The following is a 16,630-nucleotide window of genomic DNA, read 5'->3' as shown; positions in this document are numbered from 1 at the left end:
ATGTTGTTGATAAACAATTACAAAGCTTGCTCATGAACAAAAAATTGCTGGCACTTGCCGCCTGCGCCTGTGCACTTTCCGCAGTGGCCCAATCTGAAGTAAAAAATTTACGTACAGAAAATAGGATCGATCCTCTTGGACTGGATGTAATACAGCCCCGGTTTAGCTGGCAACTGGAAAGCAGTAAACGCAATGTAGTGCAAACAGCCTACGAGATCCGGGTAGCGAATAATAAAAACAACGTATGGAACAGCGGAAAAGTACCCTCCGATTCTTCGGTGCATGTTGCGTATAAAGGGGCTGCATTAAAAAGCGGCGAAAAATATCAATGGCAGGTAAGAATTTGGGACAATAACGGAAAACCATCGGCCTGGAGCCACCCGGCGGGTTTTCAAATGGCTATTTTACAACCGTCCGACTGGCAGGCCACCTGGATTGCGCCGGGTTATGAGGAAGACGCCACATTGCGCCCCAGTCCTGTGATGCGCAAAGAATTCAGCATTGCAAAAAAGATCGCCCGGGCCACGGCCTATATTACCGCACACGGGATGTATGAGGCGGCGCTTAACGGAAACCGTGTGGGTGATGCGCATTTTACGCCGGGCTGGACCTCCTATAAAAAAAGGCTCCAGTACCAGACCTACGATGTGACCAACCTGTTACAACAGGGTAAAAATGCGCTGGGCGTAACATTGGGCAGCGGCTGGTACCGGGGGAATATCGGCTTTTCCGGTCAGCGTAATTTCTATGGTAAGGACATTGCGTTGTTATTGCAGCTTCAGATCGACTATACGGATGGAAGCCGGGATGTAGTGGTTTCTGATGGATCCTGGAAATCTTCCACCGGGGCCATTACCTATTCGGAAATTTATAACGGGGAAACCATTGATGCGCGTAAAGAAAAAGCTGGATGGATGCGGGCCGGGTATGATGATGGTGGTTGGACTGCGGTAAAAACAGCTTCTTTTGATAAAGGAAATCTGCTGGCTACTTATAATGAAATGATCACTGCGCACGAAGTGTTCAAACCTGTAAAGATATTTAAAACGCCCGCGGGTGAAACCGTCCTGGACTTTGGGCAAAACCTGGTAGGCTGGGTGCGTGTAAAGGCGAAGGGCAATGCGGGCGATTCTATAAAGTTGCAACATGCCGAAGTACTGACCAAGGCCGGTAATTTTTACACCGAAAACCTGCGGGCCGCAAAGGCACAGAACATTTACGTGTTGAAGGGTGGGGAAACAGAATCCTTTCATCCGCATTTTGCCTGGCAGGGATTCCGGTATGTAAAAGTAGAGGGATATCCTGGTACGGTAACTCCCGAAAATTTTGAGGCCGTTGCCTTATACTCTAATATGGAACCCACCGGCACCTTTACCAGCTCCAATCAACTGATCAACCAGCTGCAGCATAATATCCAGTGGGGCCAAAAAGGTAACTTTTTAGATGTGCCTACAGACTGCCCCCAACGCGATGAACGATTGGGGTGGACGGGTGATGCGCAGGCATTCTTCCGTACAGCGTCCTTTAATATGGGCGTGAATAATTTTTTTACAAAATGGCTGAAGGACCTGGAAGCCGATCAGATCGATGGCCGGGTACCACATGTAATACCCAATGTATTGGGTAATAACGCAAACAGTGCCGGCTGGGCCGATGTGGCTACGATTGTTCCCTGGCAGTTATACCTGGCTTATGGCGATCAACGTACACTGGCAGCCCAGTATAACAGTATGAAGAACTACGTGGAAAGCATCCGGAAAACCACCAAAAATGATCTTTGGAATACCGGGTTTCATTTTGGAGACTGGTTGTTCTATCGTCCCGGTGATGATAATGATGGCCGCGCTGCTGTTACCGATAAATACCTGATCGCTCAATGTTTTTATGCGAACTCCGTTCAGTTGCTGGTCAATGCGGCCAATGTATTGGGCAATACAGCCGATGCGACGGCCTATGCACAATTATTAAAAGATGTAAAAGCGGCCTTTGTAAAGGAATACGTGACGCCTTCCGGCAGGCTGGTATCCAGCACACAAACAGCGTATGTACTGGCGCTTCATTTTGATATGCTGCCGGAAGCATTGAGAAAACAGGCTGCTGAGCGGTTGGTTGAAAACATCAAAAGTTACAATAATCACCTTACAACCGGATTTTTAGGAACACCCTATTTGTGTCATGTGCTCACCCGTTTCGGATATACCGATATGGCATATACCCTGTTATTACAGGAAACCTATCCTTCCTGGTTATACCCCGTAAAAATGGGTGCCACCACCATCTGGGAGCGTTGGGACGGCATCAAGCCGGATGGCAGCTTTCAAACACCGTCCATGAACTCGTATAATCACTATGCCTATGGAGCCATTGGTGACTGGATGTACCGGAAAATGGTAGGACTGGATACCGAAGAGGACGGTGTTGGCTACAAGCATATAAAAGTGAAACCCTATATCGGCGGCAATTTTAAACAGGCTTCGGCCTCGTTAAAAACCTATTATGGTGTTACAAAGGCCGGTTGGGAAATAACCGATGGTAACATTGTAATGGATGTAGAAGTGCCTGCCAATACCAGGGCAACCGTGTACATCCCGGTGAAGGATGGGGCGGGTGTTACAGAGTCGGGAAAACCCTTATCTGCGATAAAAGAGATCCGGAATCTTGGTACAGAAGACGGATACCTGAAGCTTGAAACCGGATCGGGAAAATACCGGTTTGGTTTTCCGGGAAAATAATGGATCGGCTTATTGATCAAATTTGATCCTGTTAACAGGCAGGAGATCATTTTCCATGTTTTAGTTGTAGCAAGCTCACAAAAACGGTTGTCGCAATTGCTGTATTTTAATAAATGATCAATTTGAGCGGTGTGCCCAACCGCCCTTACGAGTTCGGGGAAATGGTTGTCTTTAGAATAGGCAGCGCTTAATCTGACTCGTTAATAAATCTTTACAGATGCAATGAAAAGCATTTTTCTGCGGATTTAAGAAAACGTTTGACAAATGGCCTGAGCATACTGCAGCAGTATTCGATGGGCCGTATCTCCATGTGGTATGACATCAGAAGGACGATGCGGCTATATATCGGGCAAACGAAAACCTCATAAAATGAAACAGACATTTTTATTGATCGCACTGGCAGCAGCCGTTTGTGCAGGATTCAGCCCCAAGGCACCGGCTGTAAAGCCGAAAACGAAAGTAATTGCTCATCAGGGATATTGGAAGCCATCGGGGTCAACCAACAACTCCCTGGAGTCTCTCAGACAGGCCGCATCCATAGCGGCTTATGGCTCGGAGTTCGATGTGAATATTACCTCAGACAACGTCGCTATCATAAGCCATGGGCCCAAATTGAACGGAATGGTGATCGAGACGACACCTTATTCAGCATTCCGCGAGATCAGGCTCCCTAATGGAGAACCGGTTCCCACCTTAGAGCAATATCTCGAAGAAGGGAAAAAGCACCCAGACCTAAAACTTATCCTCGAACTCAAATCAGCTTCTTCGCCGGAGGTGGAGCGTCGTTGGGTAGAGATAGTAACGGAAATGGTCGATCGGATGAAGATGCGCAAACAGGTGGAATATATCTCATTCAGCCTTTATATCTGTAAAGAATTATCAAAAAAACACCCGAAGGTTCCGGTAGCCTATCTAAGGAATGAAAACCCGATCGCACCTAAAGACCTGAAAGCCTCGGGTATAAACCACATCGATTACAGTTATATCACAATGCTTGCAAACCCGGACTGGTTCGCCCAGGCCAGGAAATTAGGCATGAAGGTCAATGTATGGACGGTAAACGATGAAGAAACATTGCGCAGGTTAATTGCGTTGGGTGCCGATTTTATAACTACAGACGATCCCCTGTTGCTACAGGCGATCCTCAGTAGGCCACAGGTAAAAGAGCGTAAATAAACCGGTATAAAAGCCTTTTTCAGTTGACACGCTATATCCACCATTTGATTGACATGGGTTTATTGGTATCTGTAACAAACCTCTTTTATAGCGATGCGGGTTTAACAGCCGCCCGTTGGATAAATTGAAAGCATTTGGAAAAGCCGGGAATCGATAACGCGCTCATTAATGGTTCCGTTTCGGAACCTGTTCACTCTACCAGGTAAATAATCCGTGTAGTGGAATCCTTTCCATTGTACTGTTCTATTACCGGCGTTTTTACTTTCAATTGCTTGGCCGCAACATAGTCGTCGAGGGTTTTATAGGCCAGGTCTTTGATGGATTGATCGCCTTTGACAGCGGCTTCAATTGTTTTGGATGCCGGCACGGAGATCCGTTCTTCGGGTGATTGCAGCTGAAGGCTCAATCCGGCGGGGATCTCAATTGCGGCCGCAACATCGCTCTGCAGCTCTTTTGCATCCGTTTGATAAAACAGGCCCACCCGCAATGGTGAGGTGGCGCTGTCCTTTAATGTATAATGCTCCAGGTGATGAAAATGCGTGGTAAAAAAGCTGGGAAGGTCGGCCCAAAGCACACGTTGCTTAATGGCAACATAATTGGTAAGCGGAAAGGAGCCCGTGGTTATTTGGGGTGCGTTCCGGTCTTTTACAGGCGATTTTTCGATGATCAGCTTCAGGGCCTGCAACCCTCTTTCAAACTCAGCCCCTTTTTCTTTTTCAAGGCTGTAAAATATGTTCAATACATTCCAGGGCTTTTTGGAGGGAAGCGTAAACGTCCAGGTAACGGCGGTGCTGCCCTTTTGCTCTTCTAAATCAAAGCGGGAATCGGCTTCAAATTTCTGAGGCTCCAGCAAACTGATATGATGCGTGATCTGTTTTTCCGGCAGAAGACCCGTCAACGCAATTTTCCCCTTCCCCGATAATAATGCATTTCCTTCCCACATGATTGTGGAGCCAACCTGCCCATCCGGAAGCTGATTGGAGGTATAACGGATGGAGGAGTCGGATTGTCCCCAAACAGACCAGTTATTGAAGTTTTGCAGCAGCACCATTTGATCATATACCTGCTTAATGGGCGCATGAATCACAATTGATTTTACCACTTCCTGCTTGTCCGGTGCGAAAAAAGAAAGTGCGAATAAGGAAATGACAACAAAAACCAGGAACAAAAGGATGCCTCTGATAAATTTCATGCGTATGCTTTTGGGCACAAAAATAGATACTTAAACCGAAGTCATGTTGCTGCAAATACACGAATATTTGTGCATTGAATAAAACGATCCGGAATGACCGGCCTTCTGGTGTAGGGTTAGGGATCTATTATTCATAACGCAGGGCCTCAATAGGATCGAGCCCGGATGCTTTTTGTGCCGGGTAATAACCAAAAAATACACCGGTAATGGCGCATACCAGGAAGGAAAGGATCACGGATGATTCCGAAACCAGGGTAGGCCATTTTAAAAACAGGGTAATAAAGCGGCTGGAGGTAACACCTAATGCAATGCCGATAAGGCCACCAGTGATGCTGATCAAAATAGCCTCTACCAGAAATTGCAGGAGAATATCCTTGCCGCGGGCGCCCAATGACATACGCAAACCGATCTCCTTTGTACGTTCAGTAACCGAAACGTACATAATATTCATGATGCCGATGCCGCCTACAACCAGGGAGATTCCGGCGATGGCTCCCAGCAACACCGTTAACAGCTGGCTGGTAGAACTAAAGGTATTGATCAGTTCGGCCTGTGTGCGGATGGTGAAATCATCTTCATCGGCCGGTTTCAGGTGGTGCGAGGCCCGTAAAATAAGGGAGAGCTCATCCACGGCTTTATCCGTACTGGCTTCATCTGCTGCCGAAGCATAAATGTTTTGAAAATAGATGGAAGCAGAGATCCGTTTCTGAACTGTAGAATAGGGCGTCATCACAATATCATCCTGGTCCTGGCCAAAGGCATTTTCTCCTTTGGAAGCCAAAACACCAATAACCTTAAACGGAATGGTATTAAAACGGATTATTTTTCCCACTGGATTTTCGCCACCCGGAAAGAGGTTGGAAACGACCGTTTGGCCCAGCAGGCAAACTTTATCTGCCGTTTTTACATCTGCGTCCGTAAAAGGTATACCGCTGCTTAACGGCCAGTTCCGGATACTCAGAAAATCGGGACTTACGCCCTGCAATGTGGTAGCCCAGTTCAAACTTCCGTTAATGACCTGGCCCCGCTGGTTTACCGCCGGGGAAACACCGGTTACATACTGCGCCTGTTTTTTTATGGCGATAATATCCTGTTCGGTAAGTGTTTGCACGCTGGAGAAATCGAGCCGGGCACCGGCGGTTACATTACTGTTCGGACGAATGGTGATCATATTTGAACCCATACTGGAGAGTTGGTCCTGGATGCTTTTTTTTGATCCCTGGCCGATTGCTACCATGGCAATTACAGATGCCACGCCAATGATGATCCCCAGCATGGTAAGGAAGGCCCGCATTTTATTGCGTTGCAATGCTCTTAAAGCGATCCTGAAAAGATTGACCAAACTCATATCGGTTGTTTAATAATCATCAGTAGCGGGCATTGCGGCCAGCATTTCTTTTGCTGATTTCCGGTGCTCATTTACAGAATCCTTTATGATCCGGCCATCCCGCAGCATGATGGTTCGGCTGCTGAAGGCGGCAATATCCGGTTCATGGGTTACAAAAACGATGGTTTTGCCATCGGCGTTGAGCTCCTGCATCAGCGCCATGATTTCGTAGGAGGTCTTGGAATCAAGATTGCCGGTGGCTTCGTCTGCCAGGAGCATGACCGGTTCGTTTACCAGGGCCCGGGCAATAGCCACACGTTGCTGCTGCCCTCCGGAGAGCTGGTTGGGCATATGATCTACCCGTTCTGCCAGTTTTACGGCTTCCAGTGCATGCAGTGCCCGCTCTTTACGTTCCCTGGAGGAAATGGTGGCGTTATACATCAGCGGAAGCTCTACATTTTCAAGTGCTGAAGTGCGGGGGAGCAAGTTATAAGCCTGGAACACGAACCCTATTTTATGATTACGCAGCCGCGCCAGTTCGTCCCTTGAAAGTGTTTTTACATCTGCACCGTCCAGCAAATAACTGCCCTCCGTAGGTTTGTCGAGGCAGCCCAGGATATTTAGCAGGGTGGTTTTGCCGGAACCGCTGCTTCCCATGATGGTAAGAAATTCGCCCTTCGTTACATCAAAGGAAATACCCTTTAATGCATGTACGGTTTCCGACCCTACCTGGAAATTCCGTTTCAGGTCCTTTATTTCCAAAATTTTCTTTTCCATGATCCCATCATTTTATTGAAAGGGTTAACGGGGCTTACTGCCGCCACCGCCACCGCGGTTGCCACCACCCCGTTGCGGCATAAACGGACTTCTGTCTGCGGAGGCGGCACCGCCACTGCCTTTGGTATCCGGAGCGCTTTGCTGGCCGGTGACCACTTCGTCCGTTTCACTCAACCCTTTTAGCACCTGCACATTGATGTCGTCAGTTAAACCGGTTTCAATATGGCGACGGACCAGGGAGTCTCCTTTTCGTAACCAAACCGCCGCGTGGGTGATTCCGGATATGGAATCAGCCACTGGTATGGCTGTACCTGTTTTTTTACCGGCGCCCATACCTGGTTTTTTGCCCTGCGTATTTCCCATCCCTGTTTGCTGTACTTTAAATTTTTTTTCGGTGGAGGCATCGGGGCGATATTTTAATGCTGCCGCCGGAATCAATAATGCATTGTTTACTTCCTGGGTATATACATTAATATTGGCCGTCATACCCGGTTTCAGTTTCAGGTCATTATTGGGCGCATCAATGATCGTTACATAGGTAACCACGTTTGCGGAAACCGTAGGTTGCAGCCGTATTTCCTGCACCGTACCATTAAACACATCATTGGGAAATGCATCTACGGTAAAGGAAGCCCGTTCTCCCACACGCACATTACCGATATCGGCCTCATCAACCGCTGCCCGCACCTGCATTTTTGAAAGATCCTTTGCGATGCTGAACAAGGTAGGGGTATTAAAGCTGGAAGCTACGGTTTGGCCTTCGCTTACACTCCGGGAAAGAACCGTACCATCAATAGGCGAATAAATATGGGTAAATGAAAGGTTTCTTTGAGCGGCGGAAACCTGCGCTTTTGTGCCGGCTACCTGGTCCTGCGCCGCCTTATAAGTATTTTCCGCTGTTTCCAAATCAGCCTTGCTGATGGCGCCGGCTTTGTATAGTTGCGACTGGCGGTTAAAATTAGACGCCTGGTATGCAAGATTGCTGCGCGCCTGCTGTAAGGTGGCTGTTACCTGCTGTACCTGGGCCGTTAATAAAGACGGATCAATCTGGGCCAGTAACTGTCCTTTTTTTACCCGGGAATTAAAATCGGTATATATTTTTTTTATGGTACCGGAAACCTGTGCTCCCACGGTAACCGTATCTACGGGCTGAATGGTACCGGTGGCCATTACACTGGTGGCAATATAGCCGTAATGGGGATGCTCTGTGGTAAGCTCCAAAGGTTGTTCTTTCTTTTTAACCCCCCAGTACCAGGCGGCCGCAGCGATAAGGACCAGTACTGTCAGCAGAATTATAATGCGCTTCCTTTTCATTCCTTATTCTTTTAAATGGTATCTTAATTCACAGGCCTGCCTTTATAAAAATCATAAACTTTTACACTGATAATGGCATTGTACTTCGCCTGCATATATTGCTGCAACGCCTGCAGGTACAGGTTCTTTTGAAGCAGGTAGTCTACAGATGTAATGGCACCCAAACGAAGTTGCTCCCCCGAAATATGGTAGGTTTCCCTGGTGGTCTGTAATTGTGTTACAGCGGCATCATACTGGGCCTGCGCATTCAATACACTCACATAGGCCTGTTCCACTTCCTGCGACAGGGTTAATTCTGTATTCATTAGTGTAAGCCGGGCCTGTTCGGTTTCAATTTTTGCATTTTCAATATTGGTCCTGGTAATGCGGTTATTAAAGATGGGTATGGAAAGAGTAATGCCTACCCGCTGGTAAAAGTTATTGTCCAGTTGTTTAATATAGGCGGTTGTTTGGTTATCGGAGTAACCTGTGGACAATGTTCCGGAGCCGGTAAGTGTTGGCCTTAAACCCGCACGGGCTTTCAGCAGGTCATACCGGGCAATATCCACACCTAAACGGCTGCTTTTAACTTCCGGCCGGGTGTTCTGCGCCAGTTGCTGTACGGTACCCAGGTCATCAACAGCCGATGAAGTAATGGCTACGGTATCGGGCTGAATGATTTGTAACGTATAGCCGGAGGGTAGCTGTAACAATTGTTTTAAGGCCAGCGTATTCTGGCGTACCGTATTTTGTGCAGTGGTAAGATTATACTGGTCGGTTGCCACCTGGGCTTCCAGGCCCACAAAATCTTTGCGGGCGATGCTGCCGGCGTTGTACTTTAATTGTCCCTGCTGCAACTGGGCTTCCGAGGTTTGTAACAGGTCCTTTAAATAGATGATGTTTTCTTTGGCCATCAGGATCTGAAGGTATAACTGGGTGAGCTGCAGGGTAATGCTGTTTTCCATGGCCTCCGTATTCAGTTGCGCCGCTTCAACCACCAGGTTTTTTTGCCGGATATCATTATTCAGGTAGCCTCCGTTATAAATAGTGATACCGGAGTTGAGGGCGTAGTTACTGGCAAAACTGGATTGGGTTTGAAACCCTCCCACTACCGGATCGGCGTTCTTGCTATTGGTAAATGACTGCGCAACATTTCCCGATAAGGAAGGATACTTTGCGGCTTTTGCCAATAACAGGTTCTGTGCGTCTGTTTTTTGGGTAAGACGAAGGGCATTTACCTGGATATTGTGCTGTTTGGCATAAGAAACGCATTGTTCCAGGGTCCATGTTTGAGGCAGGTTGGCGAGGCTGGAGTCTGTTTGAGCGCTTCCTTTAACAGACAGGCATAGAAAACAAATGAACAGCGCTGCTATTTTTTCCCGGGCCATATAAAGCTGGTTTTTTGTTTCCTGCTTTTTATAAAGCAGGACAATAACAATTTGTTCTTCTATATAATTGACGCTGGTATCTTAATTTTCCTGCATCTAAAACGATAAAATATGAAAACAAACTGTTAAGTGTCTGCAAAATGACCGGGCACAGAAAAGCGGCTACTGGCTTTTTTTATAATCTTCTTCCGCTTTTTTGGCTTTTTCAAAGTCAAGGACCACGCCGTTAATGCAATAGCGCAACCGGGTAGGTGGCGGGCCATCATCAAACACATGCCCCAGGTGGGCTTTACAGCGACCGCATTCTACCTCGGTTCGAACCATGCCATGGGAACGGTCTTCCAGGTAAATAACACTGGTTTTGCTGATGGGCTCATAAAAGCTGGGCCAGCCGCATCCGCTTTCAAACTTGGTATCGCTTTTAAATAAGGGATTGCCGCAGGCCGCACAATAATAAGTGCCAATTTCCTTTGAAGTTTCATACTTGCTGGTCCATGGGCGTTCCGTTCCTTTCTGCCGGGCAATATAATAGACCTCTGCAGGCAGGATTTTTTTCCATTCGTCTTCAGTCAGATTCACTTTTGAACTGTCGGAACGGGAATATACAGGGTTGTTTTCCTTTTTCATATTTATTGAATCCGGTTTAGGACCGGGCTTGGATTGGGAATAGCCGCAATGCTGAAATAACACGCTGATGGTAACCAATAATACGGGCAAATATTTCATAGCGACGTTTATTATAATACAAAGATACAATGCAAAATGTTTGCAGGAGCTACCGGGGATGCCGTTGGCATCTGCACCATCCGGCCGCCGGGGGTACGGCTTCCGGGAATGCTGGCGCTGATAAATTCCGGGACAAACCGGGTAAAATCCGGCTGCCTGGTATAAAAAGAGGTTCGGTTTTTATAAAAAACAGTTATCTTAACTCTTTAAAAAGATAATAAAAAACGGTCATTATTTTTCTACATGAGATATGCCAGCAGCAGGTCTTGTTTAAAATAGTGATAACCAAAGCGTCATGTTTTGTCTGTAAATTTTTAGGTGTGAGTACGGTTCCTATGCAAGAATGGCTTCAGTTAATGGCCGAAGGCAGTGAAACTGCTTTCCGGCAGTTATTTGATGCATACAGGCCCCGGATCTATACTTATTTGTTGCGGGTTACCGGTTCTGCAGATATTGCCGAGGACGCCGTGCAGGAGGTGTTTTTAAAGCTCTGGAAGGACCGTACAAAATTGGCACATGTCGAAAATTTTAATGCCTATCTGCACCGGATGGCCCAAAACCAGGCTTATAGCCGTTTCCGGAGTCTGGCGAAAGAATCGCTGATCCTTGCAGAGCTAAAAGATACCACGTTCAGTCCCCAGCATCCGGAGCATGAGCTGGTTTTTAAAGAAGTGCGGGAACAGATCCTCGACCTGGTGGGGCAATTGAGCCCCCAGCAGCGTTCTGTTTTTTTGCTGAGTCGTGAAGTGGGACTCAAACATGAAGAAATTGCCCGTAAAATGGGCATCACTGTATTGACTGTTAAGAAACATATGTCGGTGGCACTGCGCACATTACGCAAAGAAATTGCCAACCGGTACACCCTCCTGATCCTATTCTTAATAAAATATTAAAAAAAAGTTAAGAAATTACTACTCCCTTCGTTCCGTTCCTGCGTCATAGTATAGATCAACCAATTAAAAAATGACATCTGCAGCGGGAAGATTGACGGAGCTGTTTAACAAACAGCTTGAGGAGCCCATATCAGAAGCCGAACGGCAGGAGCTTTTTTCGTATGCCATGCGGGAGGAGCTGCAACCGGTTTTGCGTAAGCTGGTGCATGCTGCCTGGCACAAAACGGGCAGGACCTCAGATCTTCCACCGGAAAAAGCAGAAAAAATACTGGAGCATATCCTGGCGCGTTCGGGCGGGCCGGCTGTTGTGCCGCATCGCAGAACGGTTTGGATGAAATGGACGGCCATTGCCGCGGCCTGTGTGCTTGTTCTGTTTAGCGCCATTTTTTGGTATAACCGTAGTCAGAAGGCTGTAAATCCTGGAACCGGCCAGGTGGTGCTCCAGGATGTAAAACCGGGCAGTACCGGAGCGCTGCTTACCTTGTCTGACGGACGCCAGGTGGCGCTGGACAGCCTGGGAAATAATGTTATTGAGGATGGCAGCGGTGCTGAGGCAGTATTGAAGAATGGCCGGTTACAATATGAAACCAAAACGGCCGGACAACCCGTACACCACACCGTATCTACACCACGCGGAAAACAGTTTGAACTGGTATTGCCGGATGGATCAAAAGTATGGCTCAACAGTGCCTCCTCTATTTCCTATCCCACTGCGTTTACCGGTCCGCTACGGGAAGTAAGCATCAGCGGGGAAGTGTATTTTGAGGTGACCAAACAAGCTTCGGGAGCTCCGTTTACGGTATCCTGTAACCACCAGAAGATCACCGTGCTTGGTACCCGTTTTAATGTGAACAGTTATGCGGATGTAAAAACCACCCTCCTTGAAGGAAAAGTTCGGGTGCAATCGGATCAGTATCCGGTCGAAAAAATACTGATGCCTGGTCAGCAATCAATCGTTGCAAATGGCACCATACAGGTGCAGGACGCCGATATAGATCAGGTAATGGCCTGGAAAATGGGTTATTTCAATTTTTCCGATATCCCGTTTTCCGAAATCATGCAGCAACTGTCGCGCTGGTATGATATCGATGTAATATATGAAGGAAAAGTGCCACGGGTAGAGTTTGAGGGAAAGCTGAACCGGGCAGTGAATTTATCGCGGGTGCTTGAATTTTTTAAAGACTCCGGGATCCGGTTCCGGATGGAAAATAAAACCCTAATTATCTATTAATCTAAACTAAAAAACCACCATGACATAACATTCTTCTGTAAAAGAACCATAAAATAAAATGCTGTCCCCGCACCACCAGGGACAGCGGCGATGATTACCAACAGAAATGATAGGCGTATCATGTTTCTTATTGTATAACCATAACGATACAAATGTATGAGTTTTAATTTTTCTCCACGGAGTCGCATCCGGCGACCCCTTCTTTTCAAAACGATTCTGATAATGAAATTGACGGTCTTTCTTCTTTTTATTGCATGTATGGAAGTAGGCGCCAGTGGCTATTCCCAAACGGTAACCTTCAGCGGGCAGGAACAAAACCTGAGGAAGTTATTTACGGCTATTGAACAACAAACGGGGTACACCGTGCTTTATAAAAAGCAGGTGATCGACCGGGCCGGGCCTGTTACATTAGACGTACGGAATATGCCGTTAACCGAAGTGCTGAACAAGGCTTTTTATAACCAGCCGGTACAGTATGTAATTGAAAATAACACGGTGTTTGTAACCGCCAGGCCACAGAAAACAGTGCCCGCGGCTGTTATCGGTATCCCTGTTGCTGCGGAGATCAAAAATCCGGTAGTAAACAATATCGATATCCAGGGTGTGGTAAAAAGTGAGGATGGCACTGCCATTCCCAACGCGAGTATTACTGTTAAAGGTTCCCGGGTTGGTACAACCGCAAACGATGAGGGTGTCTTTCACTTAAGTAATATAGCCATCGGCGCTGTTTTAGAAATATCCGCTTCCGGGTTTAAGTCTATAGAACACAAAGTAACATCGGCTTCATTTACCATCACACTTGAAAAACAGGTGAAGGACATGGACGAAGTATTAATTCAAACGGGCTACCAAAAGGTAGACCGGAAACTGTTTACCGGTGCTGCTACCAAATTAAACTCAAAAGATGTGGAGCGTAACGGTGTGCCCGATATCTCGAGAATGCTGGAAGGGCAGGCTGCCGGTGTTTCGGTTCAGAACGTGTCGGGTACATTTGGTGCGGCCCCAAAAATAAGGGTGCGTGGCGCAACCTCTCTTACGGGTGATAATAAACCGTTGTGGGTAGTGGATGGCATCATCCTGGAAGATGTGGTAAACATTTCGAACGAGGCGCTTTCTACCGGTGATGCCAATACGCTTATTGGCTCTGCTGTGGCAGGATTAAACCCGGATGATGTGGAGTCCTTTAATATATTGAAAGACGCGGCAGCTACAGCACTGTATGGAGCCCGGGCAATGAATGGTGTAATTGTGGTTACCACAAAAAAGGGACGCAACACACAGGGGAAAGCCAATATCAGCTACACGGGTAATTTTACCACCTATATAAAACCATCGTACAACCAGTTCGATATTATGAACTCTGCGCAGCAAATGGGAGTGATGGTGGAAATGGAGAACAAAGGGTACCTGACGCCTGCCGGTCTTGGTGCTCCGCAAAACGGAGGGGTCTTTTATAAGCTGTATAAGGAAATGTATGATTATGATTCCATTTCCGGTACCTGGGCACTGAAGAACGGTTATGATATGGCCGACAAAAACCGGTTTTTGCAGCGTTATGCAAGTGCCAATACCGACTGGTTTGATGTGTTGTTTAAAAACTCGTTGCTGCAGGAGCATTCGGTAAGTGTTTCATCCGGTTCGGAGCGGGTGCAGAATTATTTTTCAACCAGCTTTATGAATGATAACGGGCAAACCATTGCCGATAAGGTAAGCCGGTTTACCGCCAATATGCGCACCAACTTTAAAATCAGTAAAAAACTAAGCTTTGAATTTATAGGAACCTCTTCCATCCGGGACCAGCGGACGCCCGGTGTGATCAACAGGGAATCTGATCCGGTATATGGAAAATACTCAAGGGATTTCGACATCAACCCGTACTCATACGCATTAAATACCAGCCGCTTAATTACACCTTATGACGATAAAGGGAACCTGGATTATATGCTGATGAACTGGGCGCCCTTTAATATATTGAACGAAGTAAAAAACAACTATCTGAAACTTTCTATGCTGGATATAAAAGTGCAGGGCGGTTTCAAATACATGATCATACCAGGACTTCAATACTCCATAGACGGGGCGTACCGGTATGCCCAAACCACCCGTCAGCAGTATATACTGGATAATTCCAATATGGCGCAATCCTTCAGGGCCTATTCCAATAGCTCTGTCATTGGTAATAACCGCTGGCTTTACGATGATCCGGATAATGATAATTTGCCCGTGATCGTTTTGCCCGAAGGCGGATTTTTGAATACGGTTGAAGATAAAATTAAAAATTACTACTTCCGGCAGAACGTAGAGTTCGATAAAAAATGGGCACGCAATACGTTCAATTTCTTCGGTTCCATGGAGCTTCGGTCTACAGACCGGCAAAACTATGCGTACGATGGGGCCGGCTATCAATACAATAACGGTGGCCTGGTGAATCCCAATTACCTGTACTTTAAAAAAGTAATGGAAAGCGGTACGCCTTATTTTGGTATGTACTATACCTACGACCGCTTTCTGGCATATATGGGCCGGGCCGCGTATAACTTCGATAACCGGTTCAGTCTTAACGGAACCCTGCGCTATGATGGTTCCAATAAGATGGGTCAATCTCCGCAGGCGCGCTGGCTGCCCACCTGGAACCTATCGGGAGCCTGGGATATTTCCAACGAAAAATTCTTCCCCACGCATTTGTTCCTGAGTTCGGCAAGGGTAAGGGGTACTTATGGCCTGGTGGGTAATATTGGTAATGCCACCAATACCGATGCTGTTTTCTACAACAGGATCTCCTATCGACCCAATACCGATGAAAAAGAAGCGGTGATCTATATTGGCGATCTGGCCAATGATCAGCTGACCTGGGAGAAAATGCGGGAGCTGGACCTGGGGGCAGACCTGGGCTTTTTTGACGACCGGCTGAGCCTTACGGTAGACTATTATCGCCGGAATGTTTTTGACCTGATCACCACTGTAAAAAATGCAGGGATCGGCGGCGAAAAAACAAAAACGGCCAATAACGGAAGAATGAAAGGCCAGGGCTTTGAAACGACGATTGGTGCGCAAATCATCCAGGCCAAAGAGCAGGGTGATTTTGGATGGAGTACCCGTTTGAATTTTGCCTTTAATAAAAACGAAATTGTAGAGCAGCAGATCAGCCCCAACATCTGGTCATTGGTAAGAGCTGAGGGTGGGCCATTGCAGGGTTATCCGCAAAGAGGCCTGTTCTCCATAAAATATGCAGGGCTGGATCCGGCAAACGGCTCGCCCCGTTACATCAATGAATCCGGCGACGTTGACAATTATATTTACCTGCAAGGTAATACCACCAAATATTTGAAATACGAAGGACCGGTGGATCCCACTTTTACAGGCGGCTATTTTAATAAACTGGATTATAAAGGCTTTTCATTATCGGCCTTGTTTACGTTTTCTTATGGAAATAAAGTAAGACTCCAGCCCATTTTTTCAGACCGGTATACCGACCTGTTAGCGATGTCGCAGGAAATGGGTAACCGGTGGATCATGCCCGGCGATGAAAACAAAACAAATATTCCGTCTATTTTAGACGCCCTGCAGCGGGTAAATTATAAGCGGCTCACCACCGGTACATCCGTGTCTCCGGCCTATGCATACAATGCCTATAACTATTCTGACCAACGGGTGGCCAAGGGAGATTTCATCCGTTTGAAAACAGTGGCATTGGCGTATCTGTTGCCCAGGAGCATTACGCAGCAAATGGGACTTAACAGCATGCAGTTATCCTTTGTAGGGAACAATATTGTACTGTTGTACTCCGACAAAAAATTGTTAGGAGCAGATCCGGAGTTTTTTAACAATGGCGGTGTGGCCATGCCCATTCCCCGGGCGTATACATTCTCAATAAAAATCGGTTTATAATTTTTAG

The 16,630-nt window shown here is 46.9% G+C and carries 11 protein-coding genes; 5 read left to right on the top strand and 6 right to left on the bottom strand.

Features of this window, described 5'->3' with window-relative positions; genetic code table 11:
• Positions 1-32 precede the first annotated feature (32 nt).
• Both Q1V85_RS17070 and Q1V85_RS17065 read left to right on the top strand, forming a co-directional pair.
• On the top strand, positions 33-2,732 hold the full coding sequence (locus Q1V85_RS17070; protein ID WP_300601733.1) for an alpha-L-rhamnosidase: 2,700 nt from the start codon (positions 33-35) through the stop codon (positions 2,730-2,732).
• A 369-nt stretch (positions 2,733-3,101) separates the two neighbouring features.
• On the top strand, positions 3,102-3,908 hold the full coding sequence (locus Q1V85_RS17065) for a glycerophosphodiester phosphodiesterase family protein (protein WP_300601732.1): 807 nt from the start codon (positions 3,102-3,104) through the stop codon (positions 3,906-3,908).
• A gap of 190 nt (positions 3,909-4,098) precedes the next feature.
• Here the strand turns inward: Q1V85_RS17065 and Q1V85_RS17060 are convergent, their stop codons facing one another.
• The 6 genes from Q1V85_RS17060 to msrB form a co-directional block, all read right to left on the bottom strand.
• Entirely contained in the window at positions 4,099-5,100 is a 1,002-nt protein-coding gene (locus Q1V85_RS17060; protein ID WP_300601731.1) for an SRPBCC family protein, read from the bottom strand.
• Between the two features lie 127 nt (positions 5,101-5,227).
• Positions 5,228-6,448 (bottom strand): ABC transporter permease, encoded by a 1,221-nt coding sequence (locus Q1V85_RS17055; protein WP_300601729.1) that lies wholly within the window; start codon positions 6,446-6,448, stop codon positions 5,228-5,230.
• Between the two features lie 9 nt (positions 6,449-6,457).
• Positions 6,458-7,204, bottom strand: coding sequence for an ABC transporter ATP-binding protein (locus tag Q1V85_RS17050; protein WP_300601727.1), 747 nt, complete (start codon positions 7,202-7,204; stop codon positions 6,458-6,460).
• Positions 7,205-7,228: 24 nt separating this feature from the next.
• Positions 7,229-8,518, bottom strand: coding sequence for an efflux RND transporter periplasmic adaptor subunit (locus Q1V85_RS17045; RefSeq protein WP_300601725.1), 1,290 nt, complete (start codon positions 8,516-8,518; stop codon positions 7,229-7,231).
• 23 nt (positions 8,519-8,541) lie between these two features.
• A complete protein-coding gene (locus tag Q1V85_RS17040) occupies positions 8,542-9,885 on the bottom strand; it encodes a TolC family protein (protein WP_300601724.1) in 1,344 nt (447 codons plus the stop codon).
• Positions 9,886-10,047: 162 nt separating this feature from the next.
• On the bottom strand, positions 10,048-10,611 hold the full coding sequence (msrB, locus tag Q1V85_RS17035; protein WP_300601723.1) for a peptide-methionine (R)-S-oxide reductase MsrB: 564 nt from the start codon (positions 10,609-10,611) through the stop codon (positions 10,048-10,050).
• A gap of 335 nt (positions 10,612-10,946) precedes the next feature.
• Between msrB and Q1V85_RS17030 the strand changes: the two genes are divergently transcribed.
• The 3 genes from Q1V85_RS17030 (at position 10,947) to Q1V85_RS17020 (ending at position 16,623) form a co-directional block, all read left to right on the top strand.
• Positions 10,947-11,504: an RNA polymerase sigma factor gene (locus Q1V85_RS17030; protein WP_300601722.1), complete on the top strand. Its 558-nt coding sequence runs from the start codon at positions 10,947-10,949 to the stop codon at positions 11,502-11,504.
• Positions 11,505-11,574: 70 nt separating this feature from the next.
• Positions 11,575-12,735, top strand: coding sequence for a FecR family protein (locus Q1V85_RS17025; RefSeq protein WP_300601721.1), 1,161 nt, complete (start codon positions 11,575-11,577; stop codon positions 12,733-12,735).
• Between the two features lie 222 nt (positions 12,736-12,957).
• Positions 12,958-16,623, top strand: coding sequence for a SusC/RagA family TonB-linked outer membrane protein (locus Q1V85_RS17020; protein ID WP_300601719.1), 3,666 nt, complete (start codon positions 12,958-12,960; stop codon positions 16,621-16,623).
• Positions 16,624-16,630 lie beyond the last annotated feature (7 nt).

Source organism: Niabella sp. (assembly GCF_030150205.1).
Lineage (GTDB): Bacteria > Bacteroidota > Bacteroidia > Chitinophagales > Chitinophagaceae > Niabella.
The sequence above is the reverse complement of the archived record's forward strand: the minus strand, read 5'-3'. Positions and strand labels throughout refer to the sequence as shown.

Bases quoted from the DNA above. Each gene is read 5' to 3' on its own strand.
- Q1V85_RS17020 (WP_300601719.1), top strand. From the start codon at position 12,958: ATGAAATTGACGGTCTTTCTTCTTTTTATTGCATGTATGGAAGTAGGC.
- Q1V85_RS17025 (WP_300601721.1), top strand. From the start codon at position 11,575: ATGACATCTGCAGCGGGAAGATTGACGGAGCTGTTTAACAAACAGCTT.
- msrB (WP_300601723.1), bottom strand. From the start codon at position 10,611: ATGAAATATTTGCCCGTATTATTGGTTACCATCAGCGTGTTATTTCAG.
- Q1V85_RS17070 (WP_300601733.1), top strand. From the start codon at position 33: ATGAACAAAAAATTGCTGGCACTTGCCGCCTGCGCCTGTGCACTTTCC.
- Q1V85_RS17060 (WP_300601731.1), bottom strand. From the start codon at position 5,100: ATGAAATTTATCAGAGGCATCCTTTTGTTCCTGGTTTTTGTTGTCATT.
- Q1V85_RS17030 (WP_300601722.1), top strand. From the start codon at position 10,947: ATGCAAGAATGGCTTCAGTTAATGGCCGAAGGCAGTGAAACTGCTTTC.
- Q1V85_RS17040 (WP_300601724.1), bottom strand. From the start codon at position 9,885: ATGGCCCGGGAAAAAATAGCAGCGCTGTTCATTTGTTTTCTATGCCTG.
- Q1V85_RS17055 (WP_300601729.1), bottom strand. From the start codon at position 6,448: ATGAGTTTGGTCAATCTTTTCAGGATCGCTTTAAGAGCATTGCAACGC.
- Q1V85_RS17065 (WP_300601732.1), top strand. From the start codon at position 3,102: ATGAAACAGACATTTTTATTGATCGCACTGGCAGCAGCCGTTTGTGCA.
- Q1V85_RS17050 (WP_300601727.1), bottom strand. From the start codon at position 7,204: ATGGAAAAGAAAATTTTGGAAATAAAGGACCTGAAACGGAATTTCCAG.
- Q1V85_RS17045 (WP_300601725.1), bottom strand. From the start codon at position 8,518: ATGAAAAGGAAGCGCATTATAATTCTGCTGACAGTACTGGTCCTTATC.